The organism is Moorella mulderi DSM 14980, from assembly GCF_001594015.1.
Classification (GTDB): domain Bacteria; phylum Bacillota; class DSM-521; order Neomoorellales; family Neomoorellaceae; genus Neomoorella; species Neomoorella mulderi.
Genome location: NZ_LTBC01000016.1, coordinates 1 through 15828 on the forward strand (window position 1 = coordinate 1; position 15828 = coordinate 15828).

At 57.4% G+C, this 15828-nt stretch carries 17 protein-coding genes; 1 reads left to right on the forward strand and 16 read right to left on the reverse strand.

What is annotated here, in order from left to right; all coding sequences use genetic code 11:
- The 11 genes from tnpA to MOMUL_RS13155 form a co-directional block, all read right to left on the reverse strand.
- Nucleotides 1-125 (reverse strand): IS66 family insertion sequence element accessory protein TnpA (tnpA, locus tag MOMUL_RS17925; RefSeq protein ID WP_407937695.1); only part of this gene is annotated, 125 nt, incomplete at its 3' end.
- A gap of 262 nt (nt 126-387) precedes the next feature.
- The gene (gene ppdK / locus MOMUL_RS13115) at nt 388-3060 is read right to left on the reverse strand and encodes a pyruvate, phosphate dikinase (RefSeq protein ID WP_062285510.1); all 2673 of its coding nucleotides are present in this window, start codon (nt 3058-3060) and stop codon (nt 388-390) included.
- Nucleotides 3050-3862, reverse strand: a complete 813-nt coding sequence (locus MOMUL_RS13120; RefSeq protein WP_062285512.1) for a pyruvate, water dikinase regulatory protein — start codon at nt 3860-3862, stop codon at nt 3050-3052. Before MOMUL_RS13120 ends, ppdK begins: the two co-directional genes overlap by 11 nt.
- A gap of 15 nt (nt 3863-3877) precedes the next feature.
- On the reverse strand, nt 3878-4513 hold the full coding sequence (ccpN, locus tag MOMUL_RS13125) for a transcriptional regulator CcpN (protein WP_062285514.1): 636 nt from the start codon (nt 4511-4513) through the stop codon (nt 3878-3880).
- Between the two features lie 93 nt (nt 4514-4606).
- On the reverse strand, nt 4607-6691 hold the full coding sequence (gene glyS, locus MOMUL_RS13130) for a glycine--tRNA ligase subunit beta (RefSeq protein WP_062285515.1): 2085 nt from the start codon (nt 6689-6691) through the stop codon (nt 4607-4609).
- 3 nt (nt 6692-6694) lie between these two features.
- Nucleotides 6695-7624 carry a glycine--tRNA ligase subunit alpha gene (gene glyQ, locus MOMUL_RS13135; protein WP_062285519.1) on the reverse strand — a complete coding sequence of 310 codons (930 nt, stop codon included), beginning with the start codon at nt 7622-7624 and terminating at the stop codon, nt 6695-6697.
- A 130-nt stretch (nt 7625-7754) separates the two neighbouring features.
- Nucleotides 7755-8189 (reverse strand): DUF4342 domain-containing protein, encoded by a 435-nt coding sequence (locus MOMUL_RS13140; protein ID WP_054937278.1) that lies wholly within the window; start codon nt 8187-8189, stop codon nt 7755-7757.
- Nucleotides 8125-8943, reverse strand: a complete 819-nt coding sequence (gene recO, locus MOMUL_RS13145) for a DNA repair protein RecO (RefSeq protein WP_062285521.1) — start codon at nt 8941-8943, stop codon at nt 8125-8127. Before recO ends, MOMUL_RS13140 begins: the two co-directional genes overlap by 65 nt.
- 84 nt (nt 8944-9027) lie before the next feature.
- On the reverse strand, nt 9028-9174 hold the full coding sequence (locus tag MOMUL_RS16320) for a YqzL family protein (RefSeq protein WP_153018408.1): 147 nt from the start codon (nt 9172-9174) through the stop codon (nt 9028-9030).
- Nucleotides 9175-9244: 70 nt separating this feature from the next.
- Entirely contained in the window at nt 9245-10150 is a 906-nt protein-coding gene (era, locus tag MOMUL_RS13150; protein WP_062285523.1) for a GTPase Era, read from the reverse strand.
- A gap of 12 nt (nt 10151-10162) precedes the next feature.
- The gene (locus MOMUL_RS13155; RefSeq protein WP_153018409.1) at nt 10163-10552 is read right to left on the reverse strand and encodes a cytidine deaminase; all 390 of its coding nucleotides are present in this window, start codon (nt 10550-10552) and stop codon (nt 10163-10165) included.
- A 155-nt stretch (nt 10553-10707) separates the two neighbouring features.
- Between MOMUL_RS13155 and MOMUL_RS13160 the strand changes: the two genes are divergently transcribed.
- Nucleotides 10708-11214 carry an NUDIX hydrolase gene (locus MOMUL_RS13160; RefSeq protein ID WP_062285528.1) on the forward strand — a complete coding sequence of 169 codons (507 nt, stop codon included), beginning with the start codon at nt 10708-10710 and terminating at the stop codon, nt 11212-11214.
- Here the strand turns inward: MOMUL_RS13160 and MOMUL_RS13165 are convergent.
- From MOMUL_RS13165 to MOMUL_RS13185, 5 genes are read right to left on the reverse strand one after another with little or no spacing between them, the layout of a single operon-like run.
- Entirely contained in the window at nt 11116-11838 is a 723-nt protein-coding gene (locus MOMUL_RS13165) for a DUF502 domain-containing protein (protein WP_062285530.1), read from the reverse strand. The genes MOMUL_RS13160 and MOMUL_RS13165 overlap by 99 nt on opposite strands.
- 13 nt (nt 11839-11851) lie before the next feature.
- Nucleotides 11852-12193 carry a diacylglycerol kinase family protein gene (locus MOMUL_RS13170; RefSeq protein WP_062285532.1) on the reverse strand — a complete coding sequence of 114 codons (342 nt, stop codon included), beginning with the start codon at nt 12191-12193 and terminating at the stop codon, nt 11852-11854.
- Complete coding sequence (gene ybeY / locus MOMUL_RS13175; RefSeq protein ID WP_062285534.1) at nt 12193-12663, reverse strand: rRNA maturation RNase YbeY; 471 nt, start codon at nt 12661-12663, stop codon at nt 12193-12195. The genes MOMUL_RS13170 and ybeY overlap by 1 nt, the downstream gene beginning before the upstream one ends.
- On the reverse strand, nt 12632-14797 hold the full coding sequence (locus MOMUL_RS13180; protein WP_062285536.1) for an HD family phosphohydrolase: 2166 nt from the start codon (nt 14795-14797) through the stop codon (nt 12632-12634). Before MOMUL_RS13180 ends, ybeY begins: the two co-directional genes overlap by 32 nt.
- Nucleotides 14779-15801 (reverse strand): PhoH family protein, encoded by a 1023-nt coding sequence (locus tag MOMUL_RS13185; RefSeq protein WP_330219214.1) that lies wholly within the window; start codon nt 15799-15801, stop codon nt 14779-14781. Before MOMUL_RS13185 ends, MOMUL_RS13180 begins: the two co-directional genes overlap by 19 nt.
- Nucleotides 15802-15828: the final 27 nt, after the last annotated feature.

Consider the following 15828-nt stretch of genomic DNA (forward strand, 5'->3'; position numbering starts at 1 on the left):
CAGTACCATAATTGCTTGGGGTTAACGTCTTCATGAGAGGTGCACCATTCTCTGACGCTTTGCCCGCTGGCCTGGTATTCGGCTATCCGGGTTTTCCATAGTGCTTGCCGTTCGGCTTTGGTCATAAAAAATCTCCCTCCGTTGGTGTTCTTGAGGGAGATTATCCTATAAATGTTGCTTTGGTGCTAGGTGGGTTGGGTTTGACGCTTACATTGATGCCAGTTAATCCGTGCTGTTTGTTCCCGGATACCCTGGCAAAAACCCCTAAGGAGCGGCTACATCGAAAACCTCGGTCCGTGGGGGCAGTATATGGTAATAAGATCAAAAAAGGCTGCCGACCGGTGTAAAGTCAGCAGCCTGTAATTTTTTCTCTATTATCCTCCCTTATTATTCTCCCTTTTGCTCCAGCTGGCCCTTTTTCTCCTTCAAAGCGGCCTGGGCGGCGGCAAGTCTGGCTACCGGCACCCGGAAGGGTGAGCAGCTGACGTAGTTGAGGCCGATCTGGTGGCAGAACTCTACCGAGCTGGGTTCGCCGCCGTGCTCGCCGCAGATGCCGACTTCCAGTTTGGGATTGGTGCTGCGGCCCAGTTCGACGGCCATTTTCATGAATTTGCCTACGCCGTCGCGGTCGAGGACGATGAAGGGGTCCTCTTTCAGGATCTTTTCATCAACATACTGGTGCAGGAATTTGCCTTCGGCGTCGTCACGGCTGAAGCCGAAGGTGGTCTGGGTCAGATCGTTGGTGCCGAAGGAGAAGAACTCGGCTTCCCTGGCGATTTCATCGGCCGTGGCGCAGGCCCGCGGCATTTCGATCATGGTGCCGACTTTGTACTCGAAGTCGACGCCCGTCTCTTTCTTAACAGCCGCGGCCACTTCATCCACCAGCTCGTGGAGGCGCTTTAACTCATTGACATGGATGACCAGGGGGATCTCCACTTCCGGCAGGACCTTGATCCCTTCTTTGACCAGCTGGGCGACGGCCTGGAAAATGGCCCGGGCCTGCATGGCGTAGATCTCCGGATAGGTAATACCTAACCGGCAGCCGCGGTGGCCCAGCATGGGGTTGAATTCGTGCCGCGCCCGCACCTCGCGCAGGAGGGCCTGCTTTTCTTCCAGCTCTTTGGGATCGCCGTTGGTCGCCTGCAGCCGGGTGACATCCACCAGCAGCTCTTCAATATTGGGCAGGAACTCATGCAGGGGCGGGTCCAGGAGGCGGATGGTCACCGGCAGGCCCTCCATGGCCTTTAAGATGCCGTAGAAGTCGCCCTGCTGCATGGGCAGGAGTTTGGCCAGGGCCGCTTCGCGTTCTTCTTTGGTCTTGGCCAGGATCATCTCCTGGACAACGGGCAAGCGGTCAACCTGCATAAACATGTGCTCCGTACGGCAGAGACCGACGCCCTCGGCGCCGAACTCCCGGGCCCTCCTGGCGTCTTCCGGCGTGTCGGCGTTGGCGCGGACTTTAAGCCGGCGGAAGGAATCGGCCCACTCCAGGATGGTTTCAAATTCACCGGTCAGCTGCGGGTCAATCAGGGGGACCTCACCCAGCATGACGTTGCCGGTGGAGCCGTCGATGGAGATGATGTCGCCTTCTTTTACCACCAGGTCGCCGATAAAGAAGCGCTTGTTTTCCACGTCAATCTTAATGGCGTCGCAGCCGGTAACGGCCGGTTTGCCCATGCCCCGGGCCACCACGGCCGCGTGGCTGGTCATGCCGCCCCGGGCCGTGAGCACGCCCTGGGCCTGGACGATGCCGTGAATATCGTCCGGGGTGGTTTCGGTACGCACCAGGATGACCTTTTGCCCGTCGAGGCCCATTTTCTCGGCTTCATCGGCGTCGAAGACCACCTGGCCGGAGGCGGCGCCGGGGGAAGCCGGCAGGCCTTTGGCTACCACCTGCAGTTTGGCTTTGGGGTCGATGCGGCGGTGCATGAGCTGGCCTAATTGTTCGGCATCAACGCGCAGGACGGCTTCTTCCTTGGTAATCAGGCCTTCGTTGACCATGTCGACGGCAATTTTAACGGCTGCGGCCGCCGTGCGTTTACCATTGCGGGTCTGGAGGATGAAGAGCTTGCCTTTCTCAATGGTAAACTCGATATCCTGCATGTCGCGGTAGTGCTTCTCCAGGAGCTGGCAGATATCTTCAAACTGGCGGTAGACTTCCGGCATTTCTTCCTTCAGGCTGCTGATGGGCTTGGGCGTACGGATGCCGGCCACTACGTCTTCACCCTGGGCGTTGATGAGGTACTCGCCGTAGACGCCCTTCTCACCGGTGGCCGGGTTGCGGGTAAAGGCCACGCCGGTACCGCTGGTGGGGCCCATGTTGCCGAAGACCATGGTCTGGATGTTGACGGCTGTACCAAGGTCATCGGGAATCTTATTAATCTTGCGGTAGACGATGGCCCGCGGGTTGTTCCAGGAGCCAAAGACGGCGCGGATGGCCATGTAAAGCTGTTCCTGGGGGTCCTGGGGGAAGTCGCGGCCGCTCTGGTTCTTGACGACATCCTTGTACTCGGCAATAACCTCTCGTAAAGCTTCCGGGGTCAACTCGTTGTCAAATTTGACACCCAGCCGTTCTTTATGTTTTTCCAGGACAGCTTCAAAATTGTTATGTTCGATTCCCAGGACGACATTGCCAAACATCTGGATGAAGCGGCGGTAGCAGTCCAGGGCAAAGCGCTCGTCGCCCGTCTGGGCGGCCAGGCCCTTAACCGACTCGTCGTTTAACCCCAGGTTCAGGATGGTGTCCATCATACCGGGCATGGATACGGGCGCCCCGGAACGGACGGAGACGAGCAGGGGATTCTGGGGGTCGCCAAGTTTTTTCCCGTTAATGGCCTCGAGATCCTTCAGGCGGGCGGCAACTTCCTCCTCCATGCCAGGCGGGAACTGCTGGCCCAGGCGGTTGTATTCATTGCAGGCCTCGCAGGTAATGGTAATCCCCTGGGGCACGGGCAGGCCGATGTTGGTCATTTCGGCGAGATTTGCGCCTTTACCCCCGAGGAGGCGCCGCATGTCGGCCCTACCCTCGCTAAATAGGTAGACATACTTTTTACTTGCCATAACCTTCCCTCCGATAATAGATTTGGAGTATTTTACCGGCCGTCTCTTCGACGGCCTTATTGGTAACATCAATCACCGGGCAGCCCAGCTGGTCCATGACTTTACTGGCATAGGCCAGTTCCTGTTCAATCCGGCTCCTGGTAGCGTAGTCGGCCTGCCCTGGCAAACCTAGGGTTTTCAATCGTTCCTGGCGAATCTGGTACAACTTCTCAGCATCAATGGTCAGCCCTATTATCTTTTCCGGTGGCAGGGAAAGCAATTCTTCGGGCAGGGGTACCTCCGGTACCAGGGCGAGATTCGCGGCCCGCAGGCGCTTGTGGGCCAGGTACATACACACCGGCGTCTTGGAAGTCCTGGAAACGCCGATTAAGACCAGGTCGGCGTGGCAGAGGCCCCGGGTATCCTTGCCGTTGTCGTATTTAACGGCAAAATCGATGGCCTCCATCTTGCGAAAATAATCTTCGTCCAGGCGGCGGATGAGGCCCGGCTCCAGCCGCGGCTGCACTCCCGTCGCCCGGGCTATGGCATCCATCAAGGGGCCTAACAGGTCTACGGCCGCCAGCCCCCGGTCTGCCGCCAGTTCCAGCAGCTGCTTTTTTAATTCCGGCAGGACCAGGGTAAAGGCAATAATGCCCTGTTCCTGGGCCGCTTCGTTGATGACCTCTTCCAGGTGCTCGGCATCGGTCACGTAGGGTACCCGGCGGATATCCAGCTCGCCGCCGTCAAACTGGCTGGCCGCCGCCCGGGCCACATATTCGGCCGTTTCCCCTAAGGAGTCGGAAATAACGTAGATAACGCCGATGGTAAACCCTCCTTCCTAGCGGCCGCCTTCTCCCAGTTCCACAAACAACCTGGTAATGGTCGTCTTGGTTAGGCGGCCTACTACCTCCAGTTTTTTACCCTGCCCATCCACCGGGCGGACCACCGGCAGGGCATCCACCTCATGTTCGATTATTTTACGGGCTGCTGTTAGGACGGATTCTTCCGGCGTGGTACAGATAATGTTGGGCATGCGCGTCATAACCACCGAGGCCGGCATCTTTTGCAGGTCACCGCCGCCAATGGCGGCTTTAAGCAAGTCTTTACGGGAAAGAACACCCTCCAGGTGGCCTTCTTCGTCGACCACCATCAGGGTACCGACGTCTTCGATAAACATGTTCACGATGGCATCATAGACCGAGGCACCGGCCCTGATGACCCGCGGCAGTCCTTTGACGTCTCCCACCTTGATTTTTTTAATCTCTTCCGCCACCAGGGCCTGGGAGGGTTTGCTGCTTAAAAAATAGCCTACCCGGGGACGGGCTTCCAGGATACCGGACATGGTGAGGACGGCCAGGTCCGGGCGCAGGGCGGCGCGGGTAAGATTTAACTCCTCGGCAATCTGCTGGCTGGTAATGGGCCCGGAACGTTTAACGATGGCCACTATCTGCTGTTGCCGCGGGGAAAGCTGCACCTTTTACCCCTCCTCCCGGCCCCCTGCCTGTATACTTTGTAATGTATACCACATACCCAGCCATTTTCCTTCTTGCTTATCAAAAAATTTCTGCTAGGGAACCAGGCGGGAAAAATCGGCTACCTGAAAAACCAGGTCCACGACCCCCTGGAGCAGGGCCAGGCGGTTGTTGCGAACTTCTTTTTCCGGCGCCATGACCAAGACGCCGTCAAAGAAGGCGTCAATGGGTTCTCGTAAAGGGGCCATGGCCTTTAAAGCTTCCAGGTAATTGCCTGCCTTAAGCTTTGGTTCCGCCTGCTGCCGTACCTGTTCCAGGGCCCGGTAAAGATCGATTTCCACTTTTTCTTTTAATGCATCCGGCTGCAGAACATACCTTTCCCCGGCCTGGCGGGCCAGGTTGAAGGCGCGGGTGAAGGCCGTCTGCAGGGCGGCAAAACCTTCCTCTTCCCGGAAGGAGCTGAGATCCCGGGCGCGGTGGTAGACGCCGGCCAGGTCGTCGCTGCCGGCGGCCAGGCAGGCCTGGATCACATCAAAACGTATGCCTTTTTCGGCCAGGATATGCTCCAGCCGCTGGCGGCAGAACCCGGCCAGCTGTTCCTGGACGGCGGTTAAATCCTGGGCCAGCCGGATGCCGCCCTCCGTATAACCTTCATAGGCGGCAGCAATGACCCCGGCCAGGGAAAATTTCAAATCGAGTTCCACGGCCATGGTTACCAAACCTGTGGCCTGGCGGCGCAGGGCGTAGGGATCCTGGGAGCCGGTTGGTATTAACCCGGCACCAAAGCAGCCCACCAGGGTGTCCAGGCGGTCGGCCAGGCCCACGACCATACCCGTCAGGGAATCGGGCAGGCGGTCGCCGGCAAAGCGCGGCCAGTAGTGCTGGCGGATACCCTGGCAGACTTCGGGGACCTCCCCGTCGTGGGCGGCGTAATAGGAGCCCATAATCCCCTGGAGCTCGGGGAATTCATAAACCATGGAGGTTACCAGGTCGGCCTTGGCCAGCTCCGCCGTGCGCTCGACAACCGGGACCAGCTCCCCCGGCAGGTCCAGGGCCTGGACCAGCATCCGGCTCAACCGCATCAACCGCCGGGTCTTGGCTAGCATGGTCCCCAGGCTTTCCTGGAAGACGATTTCCTCCAGTTTATCCACCCTGGCAGCCAGGGGTGTCTTCTGGTCTTCCCGGTAAAAGAAAGCGGCGTCGGCGAGCCTGGCTGCCAGCACCCTTTCATTGCCGCGGCTGATGGTATCCAGGTGCCCGGCCGTACCGTTATGGACGGTAATAAACAGGGGGAGGAGTTCGCCCCGGTCATCCCATACGGGGAAATAGCGCTGGTGGTCACGCATGGGGGTAATGACTACTTCCCGGGGGAGCTTTAAGTATTCCGGGTTAAAGCGGCCGGTTAGGGCCGTGGGGTATTCCAGCAGGTAATTGATCTCTTCCAGTAAACCGGTGTCTTCTTCCACCCGCCCCCCTTCCCGGGCGGCAAGTTGAGTAACCTGCTCCCAGATCAGCCGCCGGCGGCGGTGCTGGTCGGCCAGGACGTAATTCTTCTCCAGGACCTGGAGGTAGGCGGGAGCAGCCGGCACTTCATGGGGACCGGGGGCCAGGAAGCGGTGGCCGTAAGTTACGCGGCCGGAGGTGAGACCGGCCAGCTCCAGGGGGACGACCTCCTCCCCGAAGAGGGCCAGGATCCAGCGAATGGGGCGGGCGAAACGCATCTCCAGGGAGCCCCAGCGCATGGGTTTGGGGAAAGTTAAGCCGTTAACTACGGCCGCCAGCAGGTCCGGCAGGACTTCCCGGGCGGGCCGCCCGGCTTCTTTCTTGACGGCAAAGACATACTCCCCGCCGTTAATTTTACGGGTGACCAGTTCCTCTACCGGCACACCGTTGTTACGGGCAAATCCCAGGGCGGCTTTCGTGGGCTGGCCGTCGGCAGTAAAGGCCACTTTGACCGGTGGCCCCTTGATTTCCTGCACCAGTTCCTCCTGCTCTTCAGCCAGGCCGGTTATGTAAAGGGCCAGCCGGCGGGGGGTACCGTAGGTTGTTACCTGCTGGTATTTTAAGCGGTACTCCTGTAAAAGCTGCCCGGCCAGAGCCGCCATTTGCTCCAGGGCCGGAGGCATGAAGCGGGCAGGAATCTCTTCGGTACCTATTTCAAATACAAGGTCGCGGGCCACGGGCTATCCCTCCTTGACATCGTAAGCGTCCTTGCGGTCCTGGCCGGAGACGACAGCTGGCGGGGAAGGGGTTAGCAGGGGATAGCCCAGTTTTTGCCGCTGCTCTAGATAAGCGGCGGCGCACAGGCGGGCCAGATGGCGTATCCTGCCGATGTAGGCCGTCCGCTCGGTTACGCTGATGGCCCCCCGGGCATCCAGGAGGTTAAAGGTATGGGAACACTTGAGGACATAGTCGTAGGCCGGCTGGACCAGGCCCTGTTCTACTACCCGCCTGGCCTCAGCCTCGTAGGCATTGAAAAGGGCAAAAAGCATGCTGATGTCGGCAACGGTAAAGTTGTAGTGGGAATAGTCAACCTCTGCCTGGTGGTGGATGTCACCGTAGGTGATGCCGTCTACCCATTCAATGTCATAGACGCTGTTCACCTGCTGGATATACATGGCCAGCCGTTCCAGGCCGTAGGTAATCTCGGCGCTCACCGGCCGGCAGTCAAACCCGCCGCACTGCTGGAAGTAGGTGAACTGGGTGATCTCCATGCCGTCCAGCCACACTTCCCACCCCAGGCCCCAGGCCCCGAGGGTAGGAGATTCCCAGTTATCCTCGACAAAGCGGATGTCATGCTCGTGGGGGTTGATGCCGATGGCTTCCAGGCTCTTTAAGTATAAATCCTGGACATTGTCGGGGGAAGGCTTTAAGATGACCTGGTACTGGTAGTAGTGCTGGAGGCGGTTGGGGTTTTCACCGTAGCGGCCGTCGGTGGGCCGGCGGGAGGGTTCGACATAGGCTACCCGCCAGGGCTCCGGTCCCAGCACCCGTAAAAAAGTCGCCGGGTGCATGGTTCCGGCTCCTTTTTCCAGGTCGTAGGGCTGCTGGATGACGCAGCCCTGGGCCGCCCAGTACTGCTGCAGGGTCATGATGAGTTCCTGGAAATTCAAATGGAATTACTCCTTTATATATGAGAATAAAAAAGCTCCCGCCTGGCCAGGGACGGGAGCTAACTTTTCGTGGTAACATAGCGGCCGGCCCCTGCCAGCCTCACATGACAATAATTTAGCAAAACCTCCTCTACTTGTCAACCTGGTTCTCTACATCCAGGGGATGTTCTTCCACCTGGCCGTCACGCCGCTCTACTTCCAGGGTGTAGCGGTTAAAGAGGGCCGCTACCGTGCTCAAGCCTGCTAATATGGCCAGCTCGCTGCTGGCCAGGACCCCCAGGACCCCCAGGGCGCCAACGGTTGCCGGTATTTCGGCCACGGTTTTGCCGTCCTTTTTGACTTTAATCCGCGTGACATTTCCCTGGCGCAGGATGCTGCGAATGCGCTCCACCAGTTTACCGCTCCAGCTGGCCAGTTCCTTCTGGAGCCCTTCCCTGGTACTCTCTTCGTACTGGACCAGGGCCTCCAGGACATCACCCCCGGCCCGCTCCAGGGCCTCCTTAGCTTCCCGGTAACTTAATCCTAAGCGCTCGCGCAGCTGGTCGATTTTTTCCAGTTCCGTCATCATCATTGCCCCCTATTTCATTAATCAAAGCACGGGATTTGAGTTTCCTGTCTAAATAGTATTCCAAAAAGGCGGGCATAATTTCCTCCAGCTCCCGGGCGAGGTAAGGGCTAATCTGCAATCGCCGGAGATGCCGCCAGTTCATATGATTTAACTGTTGCCAGATCTTTATACTTCCCGGCATTACCTGGTACTCCGGACCCTCCCGGCCCCGGCAGTCCGGGCAAATGGTACCGCCAGCGGCCGGGGCTACGATTACCCCCCCGGCACTCCTTAAAGGTCCCCCACAGGAGGCGCAGCGGTCCAGGCGGGGCTCCAGGCCCAGGATTTTTAACGTCCGGGCTTCAAAGGCCCGGGCTACCAGTCCCGGTGGCGCCACGGCCAGCAACTCCAGCCCCTGTTTTAAAAGATTATACATGGAGGGGATCACCTGGCCGGGCATGACGACGCTGTCGGCTATCTCCACCAGGTAACAGGCATAGGCCAGGCGCCTCAGGTCCTGGCGTAAAGGGGCGAAGATAGACTGCACCTCACACTGGGTGACGGTGGCCAAGCTTTTGCCGGCGTAAAATAAAAAGCGGGACCAGCAGAGCTGCTGGGTACCGCTGCGCAGGCTGCTTTTGGGTTTACGCACCCCTTTTACGATGGCGTCCAGCTTACCATAATGGGGGGTGAGGATGGTTAATAGCTGGTCAGTTTCCCGGTAGTCCCGGGTTTTCAGGACAATGCCTTCGGTCCGGAAATAACCCGCCATTTTTATGACCTCCGGAAGAACTTTTACAACCCGGCTTTATTTTAATCGCCAGCTCCCGCGCCGGCCTCCTTGACCGGCAGAAAGCTAACTACGACCTTCCTGCGGGCTGCTGGTAGTTGAAGGAGAGGATTCAACGGGTTCCAGGATACCACGGTAAAGGAGGTAGGCCTCAATGCTGCCAGTAAGGGTAAACAATTGCCACCAGGCTTCGTTTATTGTCATGGTCGTCATCCTTTCCGGGTTTCTCCACTGCTCAGGTACTAAATAGACTGGCCTGAATGCAAAGCCTTATACCAGGTTTCTACTGGATGAGCCGGCGGTCATAACCCAGCTGCCGCAAAGCGAGTTCCTGCTGGCGCCAGTTTTTCTTTACCCGTACCCGCAGGTTTAAAAAAATTTTGCTGCCTAAAAGGGCTTCCATTTCCTGGCGGGCCTGGGTACCAATTTCTTTTAGCCGCTGCCCTCCCTGGCCAATGATAATACCCTTCTGGGAATCCCTTTCCACGTAAATCACGGCGTCGACATAGAGGTAATCATTGGGTCGTTGGGCTATTTCTTCCACTACTACGGCCACCGCATGGGGAACTTCTTCCCTGGTCACCCGGAGAACCTGTTCCCGGATGAGCTCGGCCATGACAAATTTTTCCGGCTGGTCGGTTACCATATCCGGAGGATAATACTGGGGTCCCGGCGGCAGGAAAGAACTAATTATCTCCGGCAGGGCAGCTACGTTGGTACCTGCCAGGGCCGACACCGCCTGGACGGCTTTAAAATCCAGGCGGGCCTGGAAAAATTCCTCCCGTTGGTCCAGGGTGGCAGTATCCACCAGGTCGATTTTATTGAGGATCAGGATTTTTGGGGTAGCCACCTCTTTTAATTGCGCGATAATATATTCCTCACCGGCCCCGGGTGAAACGGCAGCGTCCACCACGTAAAGGACGACATCGACTTCGGCCAGGGTGTTCCGGGCCACGGCTACCATATACTCCCCCAGCTGGTGCTGGGGTTTGTGGATGCCGGGAGTATCTAAAAAAACGATCTGGTAACTGTCTGTCGTAAGTACCCCTAAAATCTTATTGCGGGTCGTCTGGGGCTTATCGGACATGATGGCGATTTTGCGGCCCACCAGCCGGTTTAAGAGGGTGGATTTACCGGCATTGGGACGGCCGATAAGCCCGGCAAAGCCGGAAACGTATTCTTCGGCCAAGGAACAGGCACCTCATTTCAAGGTAAAGGTATCCGGTAACAGCTCCTTGAGTGAACGGCGGTGAACGGGACCACCTGGCTGGCCGGTGATAATTTCCAGCTCCGGAGCAAATTCGGCCAGTACCTGGCGGCAGGCGCCGCAGGGAAAACAGGCTGCGAGATCCCCGCCAACGACAGCCAGGGCGACAAACTCCCTTTCGCCGGCAGCCACAGCCTGAAACAGGGCCACCCGCTCGGCGCAAGTGGTCAAACTGTAGGAGGCATTTTCAATATTGCAGCCGGTATAGACCTTGCCCCCGGCCGTAAGCAGGGCCGCACCCACCTGAAAGCGGGAATAAGGCGCGTAGGCCTTCTCTTTAGCCCCGGCTGCCATGGCTATTAAATCTTCTGGATTACAGGCCACTGAGGTTTCCTCCCTATCTAATTTTACCATTCAGTTAAGTTAGAGGTCAATTTTAACGAAATACTGGCCCCGCCCTCTTACCCTGGGATATAATATTAAAGCAGGCGAGAGTTAATCCGGCGGCTACGCTCTTTAGGTTTTGATATTGGGAAAAAATGGTCGAAAAGGGTGAGGTAATGAAACGAACTTATCCTCCCCACCCTGTTGTGGGGGTAGGGGCGGTGGTCATTAAGGAAGGTCATATCTTGCTGGTGCGCCGGGGTTCACCGCCGGCGGCAGGTTTATGGAGCCTGCCCGGTGGCGGCCAGGAAACGGGGGAAACGGCCCAGGAGGCTGTGGAACGTGAAGTTTTTGAAGAGTGTGGCATCATAGTAGCTGCCGGGCCGCCCATTGCCGTCCTGGACAGCATCTATACCGATGGCAACGGCCGGATTAAATACCATTACGTCCTGATTGATTTCTGGACTGAATACCAGGGTGGGAACTTGCGCCCGGCCACCGATGCCGCAGCCGCCTGCTGGGTTCCCCTCAATGAAGTAAGTACCTATCCCCTGACCAGGGGTTTAAAGGAACTCCTGGCCGCCTGGGGTCTGCTGGACGGTAACCCGCCCGCCCCGCCGGCCAGAATCCTTTACCGTACCCTCCGCGGCCAGACCATTTAAAAGCTGGCTCCAGCCTGTCCCGCCGCCGGCAGCGGCAGTACGCCCCGCGGGCCCTACTACCCCGGCGGAGATAATCAGCTTGATCCCGTCTTCCACCGGCATATCCAGGGGGACGACATCCTCGGCAGGTACCATAAGCAGGAAACCGGAAGTGGGATTCGGGGTGGTGGGAATAAATACGTTTACCAGGTCGGCAGCAGCCCGCATGCTGGCCTCGGCCGGGGCCGGGCCGGTTAAAAAGCCTAAAGAAAAAATACCGCGGCGGGGATACTCGATCATTACCACCTTTTGAAAGGCCTTTTTGTCTTCCCGCCAGATGGCTTCTACCATCTGCTTGACGGTACGGTAAATAGAGTTGACCAGGGGGATGCGGTACATGAGTTCATCCCACAGGTTTAAGAGGAAACGCCCGATATAATTGGTGGCCAGGAAACCAGCAACTATTACCACAGTTACTGTGACCACCAGCCCCAGCCCCGGAATGCGCTGGCCCAGGAGTAAAATTACTACCTTCCCTGCCAGCTGGTCGAGGAAATTAAAGACCAGCCATAGCACGTAAATGGTTGCTACCGCGGGTAGCGTCACAATAACTCCGGTGAGAAAGAAACGGCGCAAACGACGCAAGGGCCAGATCCTCCTAAAGTCCCAGGCGCGGGCCAAAAATGAAATAAGCCACGGCTACCGCCCCCAGGGCGGTAATTAAAACGGCCCCGGCGGCGACGTCCTTGGCGATGCGCGCCAGGGGATGGTATTTACCAGTATAGAGATTTACGGTCACTTCTACCGCTGTATTGAAGGCCTCGGCAGCCAGGACGAGGGTGATGGTTATGGTCAGTGCTACCCATTCCCAGGGCTGGACCTGGAAATACCATCCGGCCCCTATGACGGCCACCATGGCTGTCAGGTGAATGACCATATTGATCTGCGTCCGCAGGCAGTAGAGGACCCCGGCCAGGGCGGCCCGGAACTTGACCAGCATTACCGCTCCAGCCCCATCCTGGCGAGTATTGCTTCCTGGCGCGCCTCCATCCTGGCGGCTTCTTCTTCTGTACCGTGGTCATAGCCAAGGAGGTGCAGGAAACCGTGGACGGTGAGAAAAGCCAGTTCCCTGGCCAGGGAATGGCCGTAGTTTTGCGCCTGGCGGGCGGCCGTGGGTACCGCAACAACGATATCTCCCAGGAGCCTGTCCACCCCCGGATCAACAAAAGCAGGTTCCCCGGGGCCTGTTTCTTCTAAAGCAAAGGAAAGGACGTCGGTAGGGGCATCAATACCCCGGTAGGTCCGGTTGAGGTCCTGGATGGCGGCGTCATCAACCAGGGTCAGGCCTACCTCGGTTCCCGGACCCACTCCCTCCATAGCGGCGGCCTCCTGGAGAACCTTCTCCAGCAAGGATATTAGCTCCTCTCCCAGGGGGTAATCATCCTGCTGATTGTTTATGGAGCACTCCATTACGGCTTTTTCTCCTTTCCATTTCCTTCAGGACCACTTCCGGGTATTCCACCCGGGTGTGGAAGATGCCGTTTAAAACGCGCATAAAGGCCTCGGCGATTACAGCCAGTTCCCGGAACGTTAAATCGCTCGCCTCCAGCTGGCCGTCATCCAGCTTTTCCCGGATAATTTTGCGCACAAAACCCTCCATGCGGCCAGGCGTGGGCTTGGGCAGGGAACGGATGCCGGCTTCGACGCTGTCGGCCAGCATGACTATGGCGGCTTCTTTGCTCTGGGGTAGCGGCCCTTCATAGCGAAAGTCGTTTTCACTGACACTGTCGCCCCGGCCGCTTTCCCGGGCCTTGTGGTAGAAATAGGTCATCAAACTGGCGCCGTGGTGCTGGGCAATAATATCCTGGATAACCCGGGGCAGGCGATGCTCCCGCGCCATTTCCAGGCCGTCTTTGACATGGCAGGAGATGATCAGGGTACTTAAACTCGGTGACAGCCGGTCATGGGGGTTTTCCGCCGTCACCTGGTTTTCAATGAAGAAGTAGGGCCGCTTTAGCTTCCCGATATCATGGTAATAGGCTCCTACCCGGGCCAGGAGGGAATCGGCCCCCACGGCATCGGCCGCCGCCTCGGCGAGGTTCCCCACCAGGATGCTGTGGTGGTAGGTGCCCGGGGCTTCCAGGAGCAGGCGCTTTAATAAAGGATGATTGGGATTGGAAAGCTCTAAGAGCTTCACCGCCGTAGTTATGCCAAAGCTGTTCTCCAGAAAGGGCAGGAAGCCGATGGTTAGGACTGTTGACAGCAGGCCATTGGCCAGGGCCAGGACCGCGCCGATGCTCAACTGGGACAGGGTGGACTTGAGCATCAGTCCCAGGGCGACAACACTTAACAGATTGACCAGCATTAAAAAGAGGCTGGAACGGGCGAGATCCGAACGCTGGCTTAAATGGGTGACACAGTAAATACCCGCCAGGCCATTGGCAACGCCCATGGCCGCAATCTGGTAATAATTGCCGCCAATTATCCCTGCCTCCAGAGCCAAGAAGATGGTAAAAATTACGGCCACCTGGGCATCCAGCAGGATGGCCACCAGCATGGAGCCGGCGGCTACCGGCATGAGATATCCCACCAGGTGGGTAAATTCTGCCCGGCTGCTCAGGCTGATGGCCGCTACGCCCCGGGAAAAAACAAGGAAAATCAGCCATAAAAGACCCAGCAACAATAACAGTTGGTTGCTGTTATAAATACCCGGTTTAAAAAAGCGTAAATACAGGAGCAACAGGGCTACCAGGAGGGCCTGGAAAAAGACCAGGCCAAAAAGCGCGCCCCAGGAAGCCCCGGAGCGCAGGAGGCCCAGTTTTTGCAGGGCTTCAATATCTTCCGCCGTTACCAGTTCGCCATCGCTGACGATCTTTTCATTCTGGCGGATGGTTACCTGGACCGGGCTCACCTCGGCGGCAGCTTTCTCCCGCTTCTGCATGGTAGCGGCGACGTCATAGATGAGATTGGGTTTTAATTCCAGCTGCTGGATAATAGCTGCAACTACAGGTTTATAGCGGGTCTCAATTCCCGCCGTCTCTACTGCAGCCAGCATCTTGTCCCGGGCGATACTCACGGCATCCTGGGGTACAGCTTCGCCCATTACCTGGTTGACAATATTCCTGGTAATGCCGGCCAGGTTATTGAGGGTAGTGGCATCGGCTGCCGCCAGGGCCTGGAGGGTGGGTGCCGTTAATTTTAACTGGCTTAACCGGGCCTTTAAACGGGCCACCCGTTCGTTGCTGTCACTCGTACTATTATTAATTTCCCTTATCGACTGGAAAATATTATCTACTTGGCCGGTCAGAGCAGCTTCCACCGAGCTGTCCACCCGGTAAACGGGAGTTACCTGCCGGGCCGCCTCTTCCCTGGCCTTTTGCGTCAAAACCTCACTTTCGTAAACAATACCCTGGGGAGCCTTGAAATCCTGGGGGCTGGGCTGCCCCACTTTTAGATCCAGCTTTTGTGGCAGGTAATCCAGGGCCGTAATGGTTACGGCAACGGCAAACAGGGCCATCCCCCAGATGACCCTGGATCTTAAAAATTTAGGACCAAGCCGGACCAGCAGCGGGTGCATTAACCGTTCTAGCCGCTGCCATGGCACATCCGGTCACTCCTCTCGTATGCTTTAATAATTTCCTGTACCAGGGGATGGCGGACGACATCGGCTTCGGTTAGATACTCAATGGCGATGCCGTCAATACCCCTTAAGATCTGCTGGGCTTCCACCAGGCCGGAGGTTGTATCCCGGGGCAGGTCTACCTGGGTAACGTCACCGGTAATGACGGCCCGGGAGCCAAAGCCAATGCGGGTCAGGAACATCTTCATCTGTTCCGACGTAGTATTCTGGGCTTCATCCAGGATAATGAAGGCGTCATCCAGGGTGCGCCCCCGCATATAGGCCAGGGGCGCTACTTCTATAATATTTTTTTCCATATACTTTTGTGCTGTTTCCATGCCTAAAATATCATAAAGGCCGTCATAAAGGGGCCGCAGATAGGGGTTAACCTTCTCCTGCAGGTCGCCGGGCAGGAAGCCCAGCTTTTCCCCAGCCTCAACTGCCGGCCGGGCGAGTATTATCCGCTCCACACTGCGGGACCGCAGGGCGTTGACGGCCATAACTACTGCTAGGTAGGTTTTCCCGGTACCGGCCGGGCCGATGCCGAAGACAATATCATAACGGCGCATGGCCTGGACATAGCGAAGCTGCCCCAGGGTTTTGGGGCGAATCTGTTTGCCCCGGGGAGTAACGTAAAGTACTTCCCCCAGGGCCTGGGCCAGGTCGGTCTTGCCCGCCATGTCATCCTGGCGCCGGACCAGGTTCCAGGTGTAGTTAATGGTTGCTGTATTAATGGTCGTGCCGGAACGGGCCAGTTTAATTAACTGCCGGAATAGTCTTTCCAGTTCTTCAACTTCCTGGCGCGTCCCGCTTAACGTCAGTTCATTCCCCCGGGCTACGATCCGGGCTGAGGTATGGCTCTCAATAAATTTCAGGTTTTCATCCTGGTGGCCAAAAAGATTGACGGCCTCGCCATTGCTACCAACAGTCAACCTGGTTTCGTAATTGGTGGTGGTCAAGGTTTTATCCATCAACTCCTTTATGATCATAATCAATCTATTTTAACATATACAGGC